Origin of the sequence: Streptomyces griseus, assembly GCF_001715295.1 — a bacterium.
GTDB lineage: Bacteria > Actinomycetota > Actinomycetes > Streptomycetales > Streptomycetaceae > Streptomyces > Streptomyces griseus_G.
Genome location: NZ_MDKB01000002.1, coordinates 957,084 through 974,640 on the forward strand (window position 1 = coordinate 957,084; position 17,557 = coordinate 974,640).

Annotated in this window: 11 protein-coding genes; 5 read left to right on the top strand and 6 right to left on the bottom strand. The window is 73.8% G+C overall.

All coding sequences use genetic code 11. From position 1 onward, the window contains the following. The first annotated feature begins 109 nt into the window (after window positions 1-109). The gene (locus BA175_RS10780; protein WP_069171090.1) at window positions 110-1,405 is read left to right on the top strand and encodes a helix-turn-helix domain-containing protein; all 1,296 of its coding nucleotides are present in this window, start codon (window positions 110-112) and stop codon (window positions 1,403-1,405) included. Between the two features lie 265 nt (window positions 1,406-1,670). Here BA175_RS10780 and sucD read toward each other — a convergent pair whose 3' ends face one another. The 5 genes from sucD to BA175_RS10810 all read right to left on the bottom strand — a co-directional run bounded on the left by sucD (window position 1,671) and on the right by BA175_RS10810 (window position 9,260). Further along, window positions 1,671-2,555: a succinate--CoA ligase subunit alpha gene (gene sucD / locus BA175_RS10785; protein ID WP_069171091.1), complete on the bottom strand. Its 885-nt coding sequence runs from the start codon at window positions 2,553-2,555 to the stop codon at window positions 1,671-1,673. Between the two features lie 46 nt (window positions 2,556-2,601). Then, on the bottom strand, window positions 2,602-3,783 hold the full coding sequence (gene sucC / locus BA175_RS10790; protein WP_069171092.1) for an ADP-forming succinate--CoA ligase subunit beta: 1,182 nt from the start codon (window positions 3,781-3,783) through the stop codon (window positions 2,602-2,604). 674 nt (window positions 3,784-4,457) lie between these two features. Next, window positions 4,458-5,639 carry a VWA domain-containing protein gene (locus BA175_RS10800; RefSeq protein WP_175420801.1) on the bottom strand — a complete coding sequence of 394 codons (1,182 nt, stop codon included), beginning with the start codon at window positions 5,637-5,639 and terminating at the stop codon, window positions 4,458-4,460. A gap of 148 nt (window positions 5,640-5,787) precedes the next feature. After that, a complete protein-coding gene (locus BA175_RS10805) occupies window positions 5,788-8,148 on the bottom strand; it encodes a DUF5682 family protein (protein WP_069171095.1) in 2,361 nt (786 codons plus the stop codon). Then, a complete protein-coding gene (locus BA175_RS10810) occupies window positions 8,145-9,260 on the bottom strand; it encodes an ATP-binding protein (protein ID WP_069171096.1) in 1,116 nt (371 codons plus the stop codon). The genes BA175_RS10805 and BA175_RS10810 overlap by 4 nt, the downstream gene beginning before the upstream one ends. 358 nt (window positions 9,261-9,618) lie before the next feature. Between BA175_RS10810 and BA175_RS10815 the strand changes: the two genes are divergently transcribed. Both BA175_RS10815 and BA175_RS10820 read left to right on the top strand, forming a co-directional pair. Further along, window positions 9,619-11,022 carry an SWIM zinc finger family protein gene (locus BA175_RS10815; protein ID WP_175420802.1) on the top strand — a complete coding sequence of 468 codons (1,404 nt, stop codon included), beginning with the start codon at window positions 9,619-9,621 and terminating at the stop codon, window positions 11,020-11,022. 63 nt (window positions 11,023-11,085) lie between these two features. After that, on the top strand, window positions 11,086-12,903 hold the full coding sequence (locus BA175_RS10820) for a DUF5691 domain-containing protein (RefSeq protein WP_254667849.1): 1,818 nt from the start codon (window positions 11,086-11,088) through the stop codon (window positions 12,901-12,903). Between the two features lie 707 nt (window positions 12,904-13,610). On the opposite strand, the gene BA175_RS10825 is transcribed toward BA175_RS10820, so the two are convergent. Further along, a complete protein-coding gene (locus BA175_RS10825; RefSeq protein ID WP_069171097.1) occupies window positions 13,611-14,024 on the bottom strand; it encodes a cobalamin B12-binding domain-containing protein in 414 nt (137 codons plus the stop codon). Window positions 14,025-14,370: 346 nt separating this feature from the next. On the opposite strand from BA175_RS10825, the gene BA175_RS10830 reads away from it, so the two are divergent. Together BA175_RS10830 and BA175_RS10835 are read left to right on the top strand one after the other, a co-directional pair. Then, the gene (locus BA175_RS10830) at window positions 14,371-15,378 is read left to right on the top strand and encodes an esterase/lipase family protein (protein ID WP_254667850.1); all 1,008 of its coding nucleotides are present in this window, start codon (window positions 14,371-14,373) and stop codon (window positions 15,376-15,378) included. A 380-nt stretch (window positions 15,379-15,758) separates the two neighbouring features. Further along, complete coding sequence (locus tag BA175_RS10835; RefSeq protein WP_069171098.1) at window positions 15,759-17,501, top strand: M23 family metallopeptidase; 1,743 nt, start codon at window positions 15,759-15,761, stop codon at window positions 17,499-17,501. Window positions 17,502-17,557: the final 56 nt, after the last annotated feature.

Below are 17,557 nucleotides of genomic sequence, written 5' to 3' on the forward strand. Positions count from 1 at the left end.
TGGTCCCAACGACACGCGCTTATTTCGCGTAACGGGCGAATTGACGCCGTGTCGCTCAATATACGTTTATGTACTTTTTCACCCAGTGCAGTGTTCTGAGGGGCCGGGCATGACACGGAGCACCACCGGCCCCGCCTCCACGGATCGGCTTCCTTCCCCCAAGGAGCGCCGCCGACTGCGTGAGGCCCGCGCGTTGAGCGAGGAACAGGTCGCGGCGGCCCTGGGCGTCACCCCCGCCACCGTGCGCGCCTGGGAGAAGGGGCGCACCAGCCCACGGGGGCGCCGACGCGTCGCGTACGCCCGGCTGATCGGGTCCGCCGCGCCGCGAACGGTGGCGCCGGACGGATCACCGCTCCCCGCCGAAGCCACCGGGAGTGCCGGGGGCCTCCCGGTCGCGCCCGGCACCGGCGCCCTCGCGGACGGCGCGGGAACCTCCTCCGAGCCGCCCCCGACCCCACCGGCGGCCGAAGCCTCGGAGCCGCGCACACCCCCGGAACCCGCCGCATCCCCGGAACCCGCCGCGCCCTCCGGGCCGGCAGTGCCCTGCGGACCGGACGCGCCCGCAGGCGCGCGGCCCCGGGTGGGGCCCACGGCCGAGGAGGCGTTCGACGCCCTGTACGTGCGGACCGCCCCGGGCCTCGTCCGCCAGACCTATGTGCTGACCGGGCGACGGGCGCTCTCCCGGGAGGCCGTCGAACACGCCTTCCAACTCGCCTGGCAGCGCTGGCCCGAGGTCGCCCGGGACCGCGATCCCGCGGGATGGGTACGGGCGGCGGCGTACGAGTACGCGCTGTCGCCCTGGCACCGGATGCGCCGTGGGCACCGCCGCCCCGACGCCCTCCCCGAGGATCCGGGGCGGCGGGACCTGCTCGAGGCTCTGCTCGCCCTGCCGCCCGCACACCGCCGCACCCTGCTGCTCTACGACGGGGTGGGGCTGGACCTGCCGGAGACCGCCGCGGAGACGGAGGCGAGTACCCCTGCCGCGGCCAACCGGCTCCTGAACGCGCGGGCCACCGTCACCGAGCGGCTGCCCGACATGGCGGGCCGCTCCACGCCGGGCGAACAGTCCGCGCTGCTCCACGAGCGGCTCGGCGCGCTGGCCCTGGCCGAACACGTGCCGGCACCGCCGCCCGCCCCCACCGTGCGGGCGGGCGGCGAGCGCAGGGCCGCACTCTGGACCCGGGCGGCCCTGTGCTTCGGTGTCCTGCTCGTCGGCGCCACCAGCTTCACCCTGCGCACGGCCCCGACGCAGTACGAGCAGCCGATCGCCCCGGCCGCACGCGTCGCGGGCGTGCCCCCGCTGGGTGGTCCGCAGAAGCTGACGCCCCAGGACCTGAAACTGCAGAAGTCGCTCCGCGAGGCCCTCGTGCACGGGCCGGAGAGGCTCGTACCGGGGCTCCCCTGACGGCGGGTCTCCGGCCGCCGGGGTCCGACGCCGGACGACGGGCGGCCGTGGGCCGGAGGCAGGCGACGGGCAGCCGGAGGGAGGTTCCGCACAGGCCGGTTCCTGACCGCCGGTCACCGGGGTCGTCGGCAGTCCCGGCCGACACCGTCCGTCCCGCATCCTCGACGACGAAACGGCGCGGGTCCGCACCCCTTCGATGGGGTGCGGACCCGCGCCGTTGCTGCGGTGACGCGGTGCCGGACGGACGAGCCGTCGCGGCGCGCGGTCAGCCGCCGAGGATCTCGCGCGCCAGCTTGGCGGTCTCGGTCGGCGTCTTGCCGACCTTCACACCGGCGGCCTCGAGGGCCTCCTTCTTGGCGGCGGCGGTGCCGGAGGAACCGGAGACGATGGCGCCCGCGTGGCCCATCGTCTTGCCCTCGGGGGCGGTGAAGCCCGCGACGTAACCGACGACCGGCTTCGTGACGTTCTTCGCGATGTAGTCGGCCGCGCGCTCCTCGGCGTCGCCGCCGATCTCGCCGATCATCACGATGAGGTCGGTCTCGGGGTCCGCCTCGAACGCCGCGAGGGCGTCGATGTGCGTGGTGCCGATGACCGGGTCGCCACCGATGCCGACGGCGGAGGAGAAGCCGATGTCACGGAGCTCGTACATCATCTGGTAGGTCAGCGTGCCGGACTTCGACACGAGACCGATGCGGCCGGGCTTGGTGATGTCGCCCGGGATGATGCCGGCGTTGGACTGGCCCGGCGTGATCAGGCCGGGGCAGTTCGGGCCGATGATCCGGGTCTTGTTGCCCTTCGCACCGGCGTACGCCCAGAAGGCGGCCGAGTCGTGGACGGCGATGCCCTCGGTGATCACGACGGCCAGCGGGATCTCGGCGTCGATCGCCTCGACGACGGCGACCTTCGCGAAGGCCGGCGGCACGAAGAGGACCGACACGTCGGCGCCCGTCTTCTCCATCGCTTCCTTGACGGAGCCGAATACGGGTACCTCGGTGCCGTCGAAGTCGACGGACGTGCCCGCCTTGCGCGGGTTCACGCCACCGACGATGTTCGTACCGTCGGCCAGCATGAGCTTGGTGTGCTTCATGCCCGTGGCGCCGGTCATCCCCTGGACGATGACCTTACTGTCCTTGGTGAGGAAGATAGCCATGGTGTTGGAGTCCCTTAGTCCTTTGTCGTGTCGGAGACGCGCAACGTCACAGCGCGGCCGCGGCGAGCTCGGCGGCCTTGTCGGCAGCGCCGTCCATGGTGTCCACGCGCTGCACGAGCGGGTGGTTGGCGTCGGAGAGGATCTTGCGGCCCAGCTCCGCGTTGTTGCCGTCGAGGCGCACGACCAGCGGCTTGGTGACGTCCTCACCCTTGGACTTGAGCAGCTCCAGGGCCTGCACGATGCCGTTGGCGACCTCGTCGCACGCGGTGATGCCACCGAAGACGTTGACGAAGACGGACTTGACGTCCGCGTCGCCGAGGATGATCTCCAGGCCGTTCGCCATGACCTCGGCGGAGGCGCCGCCACCGATGTCCAGGAAGTTGGCGGGCTTCACGTTGCCGTGCTTCTCACCGGCGTACGCGACGACGTCGAGGGTCGACATGACCAGACCGGCACCGTTACCGATGATGCCGACCTCGCCCTCGAGCTTGACGTAGTTGAGGTTCTTGGCCTTGGCGGCAGCCTCGAGCGGGTTGGCCGCGGCCTTGTCCTCGAGGGCCTCGTGACCGGGCTGACGGAAGTCGGCGTTCTCGTCGAGAGACACCTTGCCGTCCAGCGCCAGGATGCGGCCGTCCTTGGTCTTCACCAGCGGGTTGACCTCGACGAGGAGCGCGTCCTCGGCGACGAAGGTGTCCCACAGGGTCACCATGGCCTCGGCGACGCCCTCGGCCACCTCGGCCGGGAACTTCGCCTGGGCCACGATCTCGCGGGCCTTCTCGATGTCGACGCCGTCGACGGCGTTGACCGGGACCTTCGCGAGGGCCTCGGGGGTCTTCTCCGCGACCTCCTCGATGTCCATGCCGCCCTGCACCGACGCCATGGCGAGGAAGGTCCGGTTGGTGCGGTCGAGGAGGTACGAGACGTAGTACTCCGCCTCGATCTCCGGGGACAGCTCGGCGATCATCACCTTGTGGACCGTGTGGCCCTTGATGTCCATGCCGAGGATGTCGGTCGCACGGGCGACCGCCTCATCGGGGTTCGCGGCCAGCTTGACGCCGCCGGCCTTACCGCGGCCGCCGACCTTCACCTGCGCCTTGACGACGGACTTGCCGCCCAGCCGCTCGGTCGCCTCGCGGGCTGCCTCAGGCGTGTCGATGACTTCACCGGCCAGCACCGGTACACCGTGCTTGGCGAAGAGGTCCCTCGCCTGGTACTCGAACAGGTCCACGCGCGTCCGTCCCTTTTAGTGGTCTCGCGGTTCGTTTTCTGCGTGGGCGTGCCGCGAGGGCAACGTGACTGCGCAGTCACTAGGGAGGCGCACACGGTGACCCGGTACGCGGCATGTCCATCCGGCAGGTTATCCCCGCGCTCCGCCGGACCCTAAATTGCAGATCACACCTGAGCGGTGATAACGGTCACAAAGCACGCTGGTGGGCCGGGGGGCGGGTCCGGAACGGCTCGTCGCCGTCCGGTTCGGGGCGGGCCGGACCGGCCGGACCACCCTCGGCACGGTCGGCCGGAGCGGCCCCGCCGCACCGGCCGGCGCGACCGTTCGGGCCGGAGCCTCCGATCCGGTCGGCACCGTGGATCCGGTCGGCATCGTCGATCCGGTCGGCCGGTCGGCCCGGTCGGCCCGGTCGGCCCGGTCCGCGGCCTTCGGCCCGGGCGTCGGCCCCGGGCGGCGTCGGTCCGGTCGTTCCCCCGGGGGTGGCTGACACATGGGCGCGGGAGAAGGAGCGGCTTCCGGTGCATGCGTGCGTGCGCAGGGCGCCGGAGCGCCCTCGCTGCGGAGCCACGTGCCACGTGCCACGTGGACGTCCCGGCAACACGACGAGCGCGCGGGCCGGACGGCGCCCCAGCCGGGGGCACGTGTCGGACACCCCCGGGCCGGCCCGACGGCCGTCACCGGCCGGTGTCCGGTACGGGCAGCGGCCGCTTCTCCAGCGCCGCTGCCATGACCTCCGGGAAGAGGTCCGGTGTGCAGGCGAAGGCCGGCGATCCGAGCGCTCCCAGCGCTGCGGCGTGCTCCCCGTCGTAGGAAGGCGTGCCCTCGTCCGAGAGGGAGAGCAGGGTCACGAACTGCACGCCGGAACCCGTCATCGCGGCGGCGCGTCCGAGCATCTCGTCACGGATACCGCCTTCGTGGAGATCGCTGATCAGTACGACGACGGTGTCCGCAGGGCGGGTGATCCGCGACTGGCAGTAGGCGAGGGCGCGGTTGATGTCCGTACCGCCGCCGAGCTGGGTGCCGAACAGCACGTCGACCGGGTCGTCGAGGCGGTCGGTGAGGTCGACGACGGCCGTGTCGAACACGACGAGCCTGGTCGCCAGGGTGCGCAGGGAAGCGAGTACGGCTCCGAAGACGGCGGCGTGGACGACGGAGGCGGCCATGGACCCGGACTGATCGACGCAGAGGATGACGTCCTTCTTCACGGAGCGGCCGGCCCGGCTGTACCCGACGAGGCGCTCGGGGACGATGGTGCGGCCCGCGCCGTCTCCGGGCAAGGGCAGGGCGTTGCCGAGGTTGGCGCGGATCGTGCGGTCCCAGTCGATGTCCCGGTGGCGCGGGCGGCTCGTACGGGCGGAACGGTCCAGGGCGCCGGTGAGAGCCGCCCTCGTCCGGGCGGCCAGGCGGCGCTCCAGGTCCTCGACGACCTTGCGCACGACGACGCGGGCGGTCTCCCGCGTCGTCTCGGGCATGGCCTTGTCGAGCGAGAGCAGGGTGCCCACGAGGTGCACGTCGGGTTCGAGTGCCTCCAGCATCTCGGGCTCCGTCAGCAGGGCGGACAGCCCGAGGCGGTCGATGGCGTCACGCTGCATGACCTGGACGACGGAACGGGGGAAGTACGTACGGATGTCACCGAGCCAGCGTGCGACGGACGGAGCGGAGGCGCCGAGCCCCGCCGACCGCTCGGTCCGCCCCCGGCCGGCCCGCTTCCTCCCGGCGTCGTAGAGGTCGGTCAGGGCGCCGTCCATCGCGGCGTCGCGGCCGGTGAGCGCCACCCCCGTGCTCTCGGCGCTGTCCGCGCCGAGCACCATGCGCCAGCGCCGCAACCGCTCCTCGTCCGGCGGAACCGTCTCCATACCCCTCTCCTTCCTCCCCCGTTCCTCCCCGGTGTCCCGCCTGCCTGCGGTCATCCCGTCCCTCCCGGTCACCGGATACCCCCTCGTCCGTGCCCCGGTCGGCCGCCCGGCACCGGCCCGTCCGCTCCGCTCACCCGCCGGCCGCGGGTCACCGGGAAGCCGCCCGCTCCGGACCCGTTCCGGCCCCGGCCACCCTCCCGATTCCGGTTCCGGTTCCGGTTCCGAGCAGGAGCTGAAGCACCGGTATCACCGCGGCCGCCCTCTCCTCGTCGAGACCCGCGCCGAAGCCGGGTGCCGACACCTCCACCCTGTCAGCCGCCCGGTCAGGGCCCCGGCCACGCCGGACGAGTTCGCCCAGGGTGCGCCGTGTGCCCGGTTCGTAGGCCGAGAACGTACGGCGCAGGAGCGGGAGGACGTCGGTGAACATCACGGCGGGCACACCGGTCAGCCATGCGTCGAGGAGAGCGAGGAGCCGCTCGTCGTGGACGAGGAGCATGCCTCCGGCGGCCGCACCGCCCAGGAAGCCCTCGATCCATGCCGCCGCGTCGGCCGGTGGTGTGCCCGGGGAGAGGGCCAGGCCCATCAGCCGCGCCGCCCCCTCGCCGGCGAGCCGCCCCTCGTCCAGGAGCAGCCGGGTCGCACGGCCCCGGATCACGCCCGCGACCGTGTCCCTGGCGGACAGCGTTCCCAGGACTCCGGCCCAGCGCTCGCGCAGCCCGTCCGCCGGTACGGCACCGGCCAGCAGCCCCACCGCCGTGTGCACGCCCTCCACCCGCGGCAGCATCCGCCCCGCGCTGTCCGCGTCGAGACCGGCACAGGCCCGCGGAAGACCCACGCAGATGCGCTCGGCGAGCCCGACGGCCACCTTCGCCAGGTCGGACGTGTCCGTGGCGCGGACGTCCCCGTACCGCAGGGAACGGGCCAGTGGGGGCAGCGCGTCGGCGAGATGGCCCACGTCCGCGTCGAGGGCCGCCCGGTCGGCGAGGGCCCTCATCACGACGGGCAGGGCCTCGGGCAGTCCGGCCAGGAGACACCGCTCGGCGAGCACCGTGATCCCGGACAGGGAGGCCGCCGAAACGGCGTCCGACACCGTACGGGCGGTCGCGGCGGAGAGCACCGTGCTGCCCCATACGCCGGCTTCCGCGACCCGGACGGACAACTCCGGCTCCCAGCGGAGCCGCCAGCTCTCCCGGAAGGTCCCCGTACTGCCCCGGCCCGCCGCGGGTTCGCCCCAGCCGATGTCCAGGAGCCGCAACCGGTGCAGCATGGTGCTGCGGGCCGCGTCGGTGTCCTTGCGCAGGTCGAGCTCCAGCTCGCGCTCCTGTGCCTCCGGTCTGAGGCGCAGGGTGCGCTGCTGCCTGGCCAGATCACGCTGGAGGGGGACGGCGGGGGCGCGGTCGGGCACCTCGCCGAGCATCCCGCCGACGACGAGACGGTCCCGCACCAGGCCCAACGGCACGTCGGAGCCGTCACACATGACGGCCCGGACCGCGTCGGTGGCCTCGGCGAGGCCCGGGGCCGGGCGGTCCCGCAGGGCGGCCAGCGTGGCGGCGAGCCGCACGGCCTCGATGACGTGCGCGGAGGAGACGGGGCGGTCCTCTCCGCGCAGCAGTCCGGCGACCTTGGTCATCCAGCGTTCGACGGTCCGGTCGGGTGCGGCGAAGAGGTGGCCGTACCACCCGGGCGATTCGATCCCGGCGCCGTACCCGCTGCGCCGGGCGAGCCTGCGGGGCGTCCAGGGCACCCAGGTCAGCTCGGCCTTGACCTTGGGCAGGCCTTTGAGGAGGGCCTTGTCCGCGGCCACCGTCGTCCGGGCGGCCAGCGCGGGGACGTGCCAGGCGCCGCAGACCACGGCGATGTGCTCGCCGAACTCCTTGCGGGCCGCTCGCAGCCGCAGGCGCATGCAGGCCTCCCGGACGGCGTCCCGGGGGTGCCCTCCGTCGCCGTACGCCTCGCGCAGGGCCGCCATGGCCTCGGCGAGCGCGGCGAAGGGGGCCAGCGGGTCCGCCAGGGTCCCGTCCGCCGCCCGGTGTTCGACGACGTCCTCCCACCAGCGTTCGGGGTCGTCGTAGCCGGCGGTGCCGGCGAGGATCCCGACGGGGTCGATGCCGCCACGGTCCTGCTCCTGCGGAGCGCCCTCGGTCCGCTCGGTCAGGGCCAGGGAGTGCGCGGCGGGCAGGTCGACGAAACGCACCGGCGTGCCGTGCGCCAGGGCCCAGCGGATCGCCACCCACTCGGGGGAGAACTCCGCCATCGGCCAGAACGCGGCGTGCCCCGGGTCGTCCACCGCGTGGGCGAGGAGCGCGACCGGCGGACGCATCCGCTCGTCGGCGGCCAGCGCCAGCAGTGCGTCCCCGTCGGGCGGACCCTCCACGAGCACGGCGCTCGGGCGCACGGCTTCCAGGGCGGCGAGGACCGCCCGGGCGGACCCCGGTCCGTGGTGGCGCACCCCGAGCAGCAACGGCCCTCCGGGCGGCTCCGGACCCGGTCCCCGCGCGGGGGGCGTCACGCGGACACCTCACGACAGGCGCGGTAGAAGTCCTTCCAGCCGTCCCGCTCCCGGACCACCGTCTCCACGTACTCCTGCCAGACCACGCGGTCGGCCGAGGGGTCGCGGACGACCGCGCCGAGGACACCGGCCGCCACGTCGCCGGGCCGCAGCACACCGTCACCGAAGTGGGCCGCGAGAGCGAGTCCGCCGGTGACGACGGAGATGGCCTCGGCCGTGGACAGCGTTCCGGAGGGGGACTTGAGACGGGTACGGCCGTCCGTGGTGACTCCGTCGCGCAGTTCCCGGAACACGGTGACGACGCGTCGGATCTCGGCGACGCCGTCGGGCACGGGAGGCAGATCGAGCGAGCGGCCCATCTGCTCGACCCGCCGGGACACGATGTCCACCTCGGCCTCGGGGGTCGCGGGCAGGGGCAGTACGACGGTGCTGAACCGGCGGCGCAGGGCGCTGGAGAGCTCGTTGACCCCCCGGTCGCGGTCGTTGGCCGTGGCGATGAGGTTGAAGCCGCGGACGGCCTGGACCTCCTGCCCCAGCTCGGGCACGGGCAGCGTCTTCTCCGACAGGATCGTGATGAGCGCGTCCTGCACGTCGGCGGGGATGCGGGTGAGCTCCTCGACCCGGGCTGTCATGCCCTCGGCCATGGCTCTCATGACGGGGCTCGGCACCAGCGCCTCGCTGCTGGGACCGTGGGCCAGCAGCGAGGCGTAGTTCCACCCGTAGCGAACGGCCTCCTCGGGGGTGCCGGCCGTCCCCTGGACGAGCAGGGTGGAGTCCCCGCTGACGGCGGCGGCGAGGTGCTCGGACACCCATGTCTTCGCGGTGCCCGGAACGCCCAGGAGCAGCAGTGCCCGGTCGGTCGCGAGCGTGCTCACGGCTACTTCCACGAGGCGGCGGGGACCCACGTACTTGGGGGTGATGAGGGTGCCGTCCGGAAGCGTTCCGCCGAGCAGGTAGGTGGCGACGGCCCACGGCGAGAGCTTCCAGCGCGCGGGCCTCGGCCGGTCGTCCGCAGCCGCGAGGGCCGCGAGCTCGTCGGCGAAGGCACGCTCGGCGTGCGGCCTCAGGGCCTCGCCCCCGGCGGCGGCTGCGGTGTCTGCGAACGCGGTCATGGATCCCCCTCCAGATCGTTCGACCCGATGTGGTTCCCACCGTGCACCACGGCACTGACAATCGGCCCCGGCGGCCGGCCAAGCCGGTCGTGGGCCGCCGCGGGGCGGTCGGCGGTCGGCGGTCGGCGGTCGAGGGCCGAGGGCCGGGAACACCACGACACAGTCGCCGGCCACGGTGGCACGGGTGTGCCGAGGTGAGTGGTGCGGGCGGTGTGCCTTCATGGCACAGGGCCCTGTCGGTTCGCGCGCCCGGTCCGTCGCGGACAGCCGCATGGAACGCCGGCGCGCAAGGCGCCTGCCCGCGGGTGGAATCGCAGGTCAGGGGTGCTTGTCAGTGGGGCGTCCTAACGTCGTTGCCATGTTGCTGTCGCACGGGGGAGAGACGTCGCGTGCCGCCGGGCCGGTGGTGCGCTGGACGGTGGAGCAGGTGCTGGCCCTGTCTCCTGACGCGGCGTCGCGCGCGACGGGAGGGGAACTCTCCGCGCGGGGGCGGTGGTCGGAGGCGGGCTGTGACGGCGCGGGCGTGCTGTGGGGGGTGTGCGATGGCGGTGACGGTGGCGCGTCGTACCGCACGGTGATCGACACCAAGGGGCCTGTGTACCGGTGTGATTGCCCGAGCCGCGGGTCTCCCTGCGGGCATGCGCTGGGCCTGCTGCTCCGCTGGGCCGCCGAGGACCCGGTGTTGGACTCGGGCGATGCGCCGGGCTGGGTCACGGAGAAACTGGTGGAGCGTCAGGATCACCCCGTCGAGGGCCCGAGCACCGGTCCGGGTGCGGGGCTGGCCGTGGGCCCCGCGGATCCGGAGGCGGCCAGGCGGAGGGCGGAGCGCCGGGCCGAGCGGATCACCGGGGGCGCGCAGGAGTTGGAGGAGCGCCTCACCGACCTGCTGCGGGGCGGCCTCGCGGCGGTCGACGGGACGGGCCCCACGCTGTGGGAGGAGATCGCGGCCCGGATGGTCGACGCCCAGGCGCCGGGACTCGCCGGCCGGGTCCGCGAGCTGGGATCGATCCCGGCGTCCGGCCCGGGCTGGCCGGTACGGCTGCTGGAGGAGTGTGGGCTGCTGCATCTGCTGGCCACCGCCTGGCTCCGGATGAACCGGCTGCCGGAACCCCTGGCGGCGACGGTCCGCACACGGGTCGGGCTGACCGCACCCGCCCAGGGGGCCGCGCTCCGCGACCGGTGGCAGATCCTCGCGCAGTACGACACGGCGGACGGCAGGATCGTCACCCGCCGCAGCTGGCTGCACGGCGGGGACTCGGGCCGCATGGCGCTGCTGCTGTCCTTCGGGGCGGCGGGACGCTCACCCGGCCACGACCTGCCGGTGGGGGCGCGGATCGACGCCGAGGTGACGCCGTATGCGGGCGGCGGCGGGCTCAGGGTCGATCTCGGCCGCCGGTTCGGTGCGCCCGCCGTCGCGCCTTCGCCGCCTCCGGGTGGCACGGCGGCCGACGCCGCCGCCGCGTACGGGCGTGCCCTGCGGGACGACCCGTGGCTGGACTCCTGGCCGGCCGTCCTGCGCGAGGTGATACCCGTGCCGGGCGGGGAGGGCTGGCAGTTGGTCGGCGCGGCGGACGGGGCCGCCCTGCCGGTCGCTTCCCGGGCGCGGTCCCGGCCGGGCCTGTGGAAGCTCGTCGCCCTCTCCGGAGGCCGTCCCGTGACGGTGTTCGGCACCTGCGGACACCAGGGGTTCGACCCGCTCGCCGCCTGGGCCGAGGAGCCCTCCGGGGACGTCGTGGCAGGCGCGAGCGTGGCGCTCCGCTGAGGCGGCCGCACGCCCCGAGCTCCGACCGCACCCGCGCGCTTTCCTGACGACCGGAGGGAACCGATGTCCGCCACCACACCCGTCACCCGATCCGCCTCCGTCTCGGTCTCCGCATCCGTGTCCGACGCATCCGCCGGGGCCGGTGGCCCGGTGCTCGCCTCGTGGGAGGACCTGGTCACCTCGGCACTGCTCGGCACCGACCGGCGTCCGCCACGGACGCCCGGCCTTCGGGCCGACGGGCGCCAGGCCTTGCCGGACGCCGAGGACGGGCCGTCGGCCCTGCTGGACGCGGCGGCTGTCCACACCGTGCGGCGCCGGGCCGCGCTGCGCCCGGCCGCCGGGGCGGACGTGCCTCCGGCGGCTCCCGCCGACACCCGGCCGCCGCTTCCCGCGGCAGCCCGCCGTCGGCTCGCCCAGTTGCTGGCCGACCGCTCCGCCCCTCCCGGCGGGGGGCGCCGGGGCACGGCTCCGGATCTCACCGAACTCATCCCCCAGTGGCTCGCCACCGCCGGCGCTCGCGGATTCCGCGCACCGGCCGAGTTGCTTCCCGCGCTGCTGGACACGGCCAGGGCGCGAACCGACCTGCGCCCGCAGGCACTGGCGTTCGCGGGCCCGCGCGGGCTGTGGCTGGCCGGCCTGCACCCGGAGTGGGGGTTCGCGCTGCGGCCCTCGCCGGGCGGGGCACGACGGCCGGGCACGGACGACCCGGAGGCGGTACGCCGGCTCTGGGAGGAGGGACTCTTCGCGGAGCGGGTCGCCCTGCTCGGAGCCGTACGGGAGCAGGACCCCGCTGCGGCGCGGGCCCTGCTCGCCTCCACGTGGCCGGCGGAGCGTGCCGAGGATCGGCTGATGTTCCTCGACTCCCTGCGTACCGGTCTGTCCGGCGCCGACGAGGCCTTCCTGGAGGAGGCGCTCCAGGATCGCAGCCGTAATGTCCGGGCCACGGCCGCCGAGCTGCTGTCCGCACTGCCGGGGTCGGCGCTCGCCCGGCGGATGGCGGACCGGGCCGTCTCCTGTGTGAGCCCCGACCGGACGCGGCCTGCCGTGACCATCGCGGTGGAGGCACCGCACGAGTGCGACGCCGCCATGCAGCGGGACGGCGTGACCGCGACACCGCCGTCCGGGCGAGGCGAACGATCCTGGTGGCTCGGTCAGTTGGTGGTGGCGTCCCCACTGGGCGTCTGGCGGGAGCGGTTCGGCGGCCGCACGGCTCGGGAGATCGTCGCCCTGCCTGTCGCCGACGACTGGGGCGGCGAACTCCATGCCGCCTGGTGCCGCGCGGCGGTGCGACAGCGGGACGCCGACTGGGCCCGGGCGCTTCTCGGCACGCCCGCGACGCCTCCGGCGAACGGCCCCGGGACGGCTTCCCTGGCGGAGCGGGCGCAGCTTCTCGGCGTCCTGCCCGCTGCCGAACGTGCCGTCTGGGTGGCCGACTTCATAGCGGCGCACGGACTGTCCGAGGCGTTCCAGCTGCTGGGCGTCTGCCCCGTGCCGTGGGCGGAGCCGCTCGGCCGGTCGGTGGTGGACGCGCTGGACATAGCCCGCGACGCAGGGAGCTACCCGTGGAGCTTCAGCGGCGTGATGGGCCTCGCCGAGCGGTGCCTGAATCCTGCCGAAGCGGACCGGCTGGAGGTACTCACCACCACGCCGGACGAACCGGAGGGCGCGTCGCCCGGCGCAGGCGGTTACTGGTCGGAGGCGTTCCAGCGGCTGGTCTCGACGCTGCGCCTGCGCGCGGCCATGGACGCGGAGCTGACTCCCGAGCCTGACGCGGGCCTGCGGCCCGAAGCGGAGCCGTCCCCAGGTCCGGAGGCGGACCGGTGCCCGGACCTGTGCCGGGGCACGGACACAGCCAAAGGCACAGGCCCGGAACGCGACTGACCCAGGAAACCGGGCTCCCCGCCGAGATCCGACCCGCCTGACCTGGGCCGGCACCCTGGCCCGGGACCCGGAGGCGGGACTCCCGCACAGGGCGGGGCCCTGATGTGGGGCCCGGGGCACAACCCCGCTTCCGTGCGCGGCCCTGACTCGCGGCCCGGGACACGACCCTGACGCGGAGGGGTGGACAGGCGTCCGGATCCGGCGCCGAGAGGTCGCAGGTCCGGTGCGCGCCTCAGTCAGGTGGCCGACGACACAACGACGTACGGCGCCTTCCGGGCCGGGACTCCGGAGGCGCCGGGACCCGGGACCAGGACCACTCCGACGCCCACAGGACCCTGACCCCGGCGCCTGCGAGCGGGACCCGTACCCGGGGGTGGAACCAGGACCGAGAATCCGACGCGGGCCGGGACTCCGGAGGCGCCGGGACCCGGGGCCAGGACCACTCCGACGCCAACAGGACCCTGTCCCGGGGCCTGCGGGGTGGGACCCGCACCTGGGGAAACCGGTGCCGGAGTTCCGACGCGGACCGGGACTGCGGAGAGAGCCGGACCCGGGACCAGGACCACTCCGACGCCGGCAGGACCCTGACCCCGGCGTCTGCGGGCGGGGCCAGGACTTCGGCGCGGGTCCCGGTGCCCCGGACCCGGGCCTCCCGGACCCGGGCCTCGCGCTCCCGCGGCCTGCCCCTTCCGGGCTCCGGCCCCCGGTCAGGCCTGGGCCGGCTGGCGGACGTGGGCGTTCACCCAGTCGACGATGGAGGCCGTTGTCGCCCCGGGCGTGAAGATCTCCGCGACGCCCTTCTCCTTCAGCGGAGGGATGTCCGCCTCGGGGATGATGCCGCCGCCGAACACCTTGATGTCCTCGGCCTCACGCTCGTGCAGGAGCTCGATGACCTTGGCGAAGAGCGTGTTGTGCGCCCCGGAGAGGATCGAGAGGCCGATGGCGTCCGCATCCTCCTGGATCGCCGTGTCCACGATCTGTTCGGGCGTCTGGTGCAGCCCGGTATAGATGACCTCCATGCCCGCGTCCCGCAGCGCCCTCGCGATCACCTTGGCCCCGCGGTCGTGGCCGTCGAGGCCCGGCTTGGCCACCACCACACGGATCGGACCGGTCACACCCATCACTGCCTCCACATGCGTTTCCCGTACCGGATGAGCCCGGGGATGTGAACGAACGTTATCCACAGCATCTCGCACGGTGTCGTTTCGCGGTGGGCGGGGAGGGGGAAATCACACATGGGACATGTTCACCGAGCGTCGCCCCCCGCACCGTGCGGCCCGTCCGCCACCCGGGGAGTGCCGCCAGGGGAGCCGCGACGAGGCCGTCGTGCCACCGCATCGTCACTCGCACGGGCGGATGGTTCGGCCGCCGGACGACGAGGGTCGTCCTCTCCTCGGCAGCGACGCCCCCCGTGGGCGTACGGGGCAGGGAGCCGCCTTCCCCGCGCGCCGGTGCAGGAGGTCGGCCATGAAGGTCACAATGGCCCTGTTCCCCCGGGCCCTGTCCCCCTTGCCGCTCTTGTCGCTCCTGCTGCGCCGGCCGTCGCCGCAGCCCGACCGGTTGTCGTATGCGCTGGTCAGGGCCACCGTCCTGGAACTGGCCGTGCTCGCCGGGCACGTGCTGGTCTATCCGTCCGGCATGACACCCGAGCGCCGAGCTCCCGCAGTCCGGCCCGGCCCGGGATCCCGTACGGCCCCGGCGGCCGGCTCCCCCACCCGCGCCGGCACGGACGCCCGACCCGTCATCGCTCCGGGCACCGCCGCCGAGACCGCCCGGCTCACCCGTTCGGCCGATACGGCCGCGCCGTCGGCGGACCCCTTCGGCGGCTCACCCGCCGATGACCGCCCGCCCGTCGTGCTCCTGCACGGCTTCATCGACAACCGCTCCGTGTTCGTCCTGCTCCGCCGCTTCCTCGCACGGCACGGCTGGCACCACCTGGAGTCCCTCAACTACTCGCCGCTCACCTGCGACGTCCGTACGGCAGCCGAACTGCTGGCCCGTCACGTCGAGGAGATCTGCGACCGGACCCGGCACCCCGAGATCGATATCGTCGGGCACAGCCTCGGAGGCCTGATCGCGCGCTATTACGTGCAGTGTCTCGGTGGCGACCGACGGGTACGCACCCTCGTCACCCTCGGTACGCCGCACGAGGGCACGGCCGTCGCCCCGCTGGCAGCCGCGCTCCCGATCGTCCGCCAGATGCGCACGGGTTCCGACCTGATCAAGGAGCTCCGCCGCCCCGCCCCCGGCTGCCGGACCCGGTTCGTCAGCTTCTGGAGCGACCTGGACAGGGTGATGGTCCCGGTCGGCACGGCGCGCGTCGACCACCCCGACCTCGACGCGGTCAACGTGCGCGTCACCGGTATCGGGCATCTCGCACTGCCGGTCCACCCCGCCGTGGCGGCCGCGATCCGTCAGGCGCTCGAGTCCGACGGCGGCGTCATCGACACCCCCGGGGCGACGTCCGTCGCCTGACGAAGCCGTTCCCGCCGACGAGGCCGCATCGCCGGCCAAGCCACGCCGGCCTGGTCCCCGTGCCGTCCCGGCCCCGGCACGACGACTCCGTCATCCACCGCCGGTGACGGTGAGTGACGGAAAGCCCGCACCGGCGACGGACGGGACCCGTTCCCGCTTCCCGGAACCCGCCCGGAGAACCGAACGACAATCGAAAATAGAGCCAAGCCTCGTCACACTGTCCACCGAAAGGCCGCCGATTGCCCGTTTCCTGAGGGAACGGAACCTGCCGAAGATTGTCGTCGTCACGTACCGCCGGGTACAGTCGCGGCCACTGCTCCCCCTGGGAATCCCCCACCGGACCCCAGACAGGTCCTGCTGCCGAGGCGAGAGAGAAGTTGGTGAACGACCAGCACCCCCACGCCGGGTACGTCGGATACGACAGCCATGCAACCGGCAGCTTCGATACCGACCCGCTCTTCGGGACCCTGCCGGGTCACCACGACGACGGCCACGTGACGTACGACGGCGGTTACGCCACCTCCTACGACGTGGCCGACAGCGGCTACCCGACCGACTACCCCGTCGAGCAGCACCCACACCCCGGTCCCTGGGAGACCGGCGCACACCAGCAGGCCTCGTACGACGCCTACGGCGCACCGGCCCACCCACAGGCGCAGCAGGGTTACGAACCCACCGCCACCACCACCGCCACCTGGATGCCCGAAGCAGCGATCCCGGCCCAGGCGGTCGGCCAGGCCTTCGACGCGACGGGTCAGTGGGACACCAGCGGCTGGGACCACACCGGTGTCGCCGACCAGTGGGCGGCCGGCGACACGGGGGCCTTCCCCACCACGACGTTCAGCACCACCGCCTACGCCACCGGCACCTACGCGGCCCCCGTCTTCGATGCTCTCGGTCACGGCACACCCGACACCGGCGCCTACGACGCCACCGCCTGGAACACCGGCGCCACGCCCGGGAGCACGGCGTACCCAGCCGAACAGACGTCGCAGACCGCATACGAACACCCGTCGCCGTACGAGGCGTACGGCCCGGAGTCCGGCGAGCCGGAACCGTACACGGCCGAGACGTACGGCACGGAGACGTACCCCTCGGACCCGTACACCTCGGACCCGTACGCGACGGAGCAGTACGCCTCCGAGCCGTACGAGGCGGACCCCTACGGGGCGGAGTACGGAGCGGACGCCGACGGTGCGGCCGCGGAGGCCCACGACACGACGGCGGGGCAGAGCGGGGAGACCGATTCCGGCCACTCCGGCGCCGCGGAGGACTCCGGTGACGCCGACGGCTCCGACGCCGTCGACATCACCGAGGTGACGACGGCCCACGCCGCCGTCGCCGCGCGCCCCGTCGGCCGTGCCGCGCAGCGCGGCGGCGGCAGCCGCGGCCGGCGGCGCACTCCGGCGAAGCGGTCCGCCCTCCTCACCGTCGCCGTCCCCTCCGCCTGCGTCATGAGCGTGGCGGGCATCGCCGCGGCATCCGTGAGCGGTGTCGGCGGGGCCGAGGAGAAGAAGGACGACACCGCGTCCATGGCGGCGGCCGACACCGTCGCACCCGTCGTGGCCAACAGCAAGCTGGACACCCAGCTCGCCAACCTCAGGGCCGATGCCGAGAACTTCGCCGACCGGGCCAGCCGCACGCAGGAGCGCATCGACCTGAAGGAGCGTCAGGCGGCGGAGAAGCAGAGGCGCGAGGAGGAGGCCGCCCGCCGCGAGGCGGCTCGTCCGAAGTTCGTCCTGCCGGTCGCCCAGCACGGCCTCAGCGCGTACTACGGCCAGGCCGGCGTGAACTGGATGTCCGTGCACAGCGGCATCGACTTCCCCGTCTCGTACGGCACCCCCGTGATGGCGGCGACCGACGGCACCGTGCGCACCCAGTGGAACAGCGCCTACGGCAACATGGCGATCGTCACCGCGGCCGACGGCACGGAGACGTGGTACTGCCACCTCAGCAGTACCAAGATCCGCTCGGGCCCGGTGAAGGCCGGGGACGTCATCGCGTACTCGGGGAACTCCGGGAACTCCACCGGCCCGCACCTGCACTTCGAGGTACGTCCCGGCGGCGGCTCGGCGATCGACCCGATGCCATGGCTCCGCAGCCACGGACTCAACCCCAACTGAGGCGCGCCCTCGACGCCCCCTCGGGGGAGAGACCCGGGGACAGGCCGGGAAGGCCG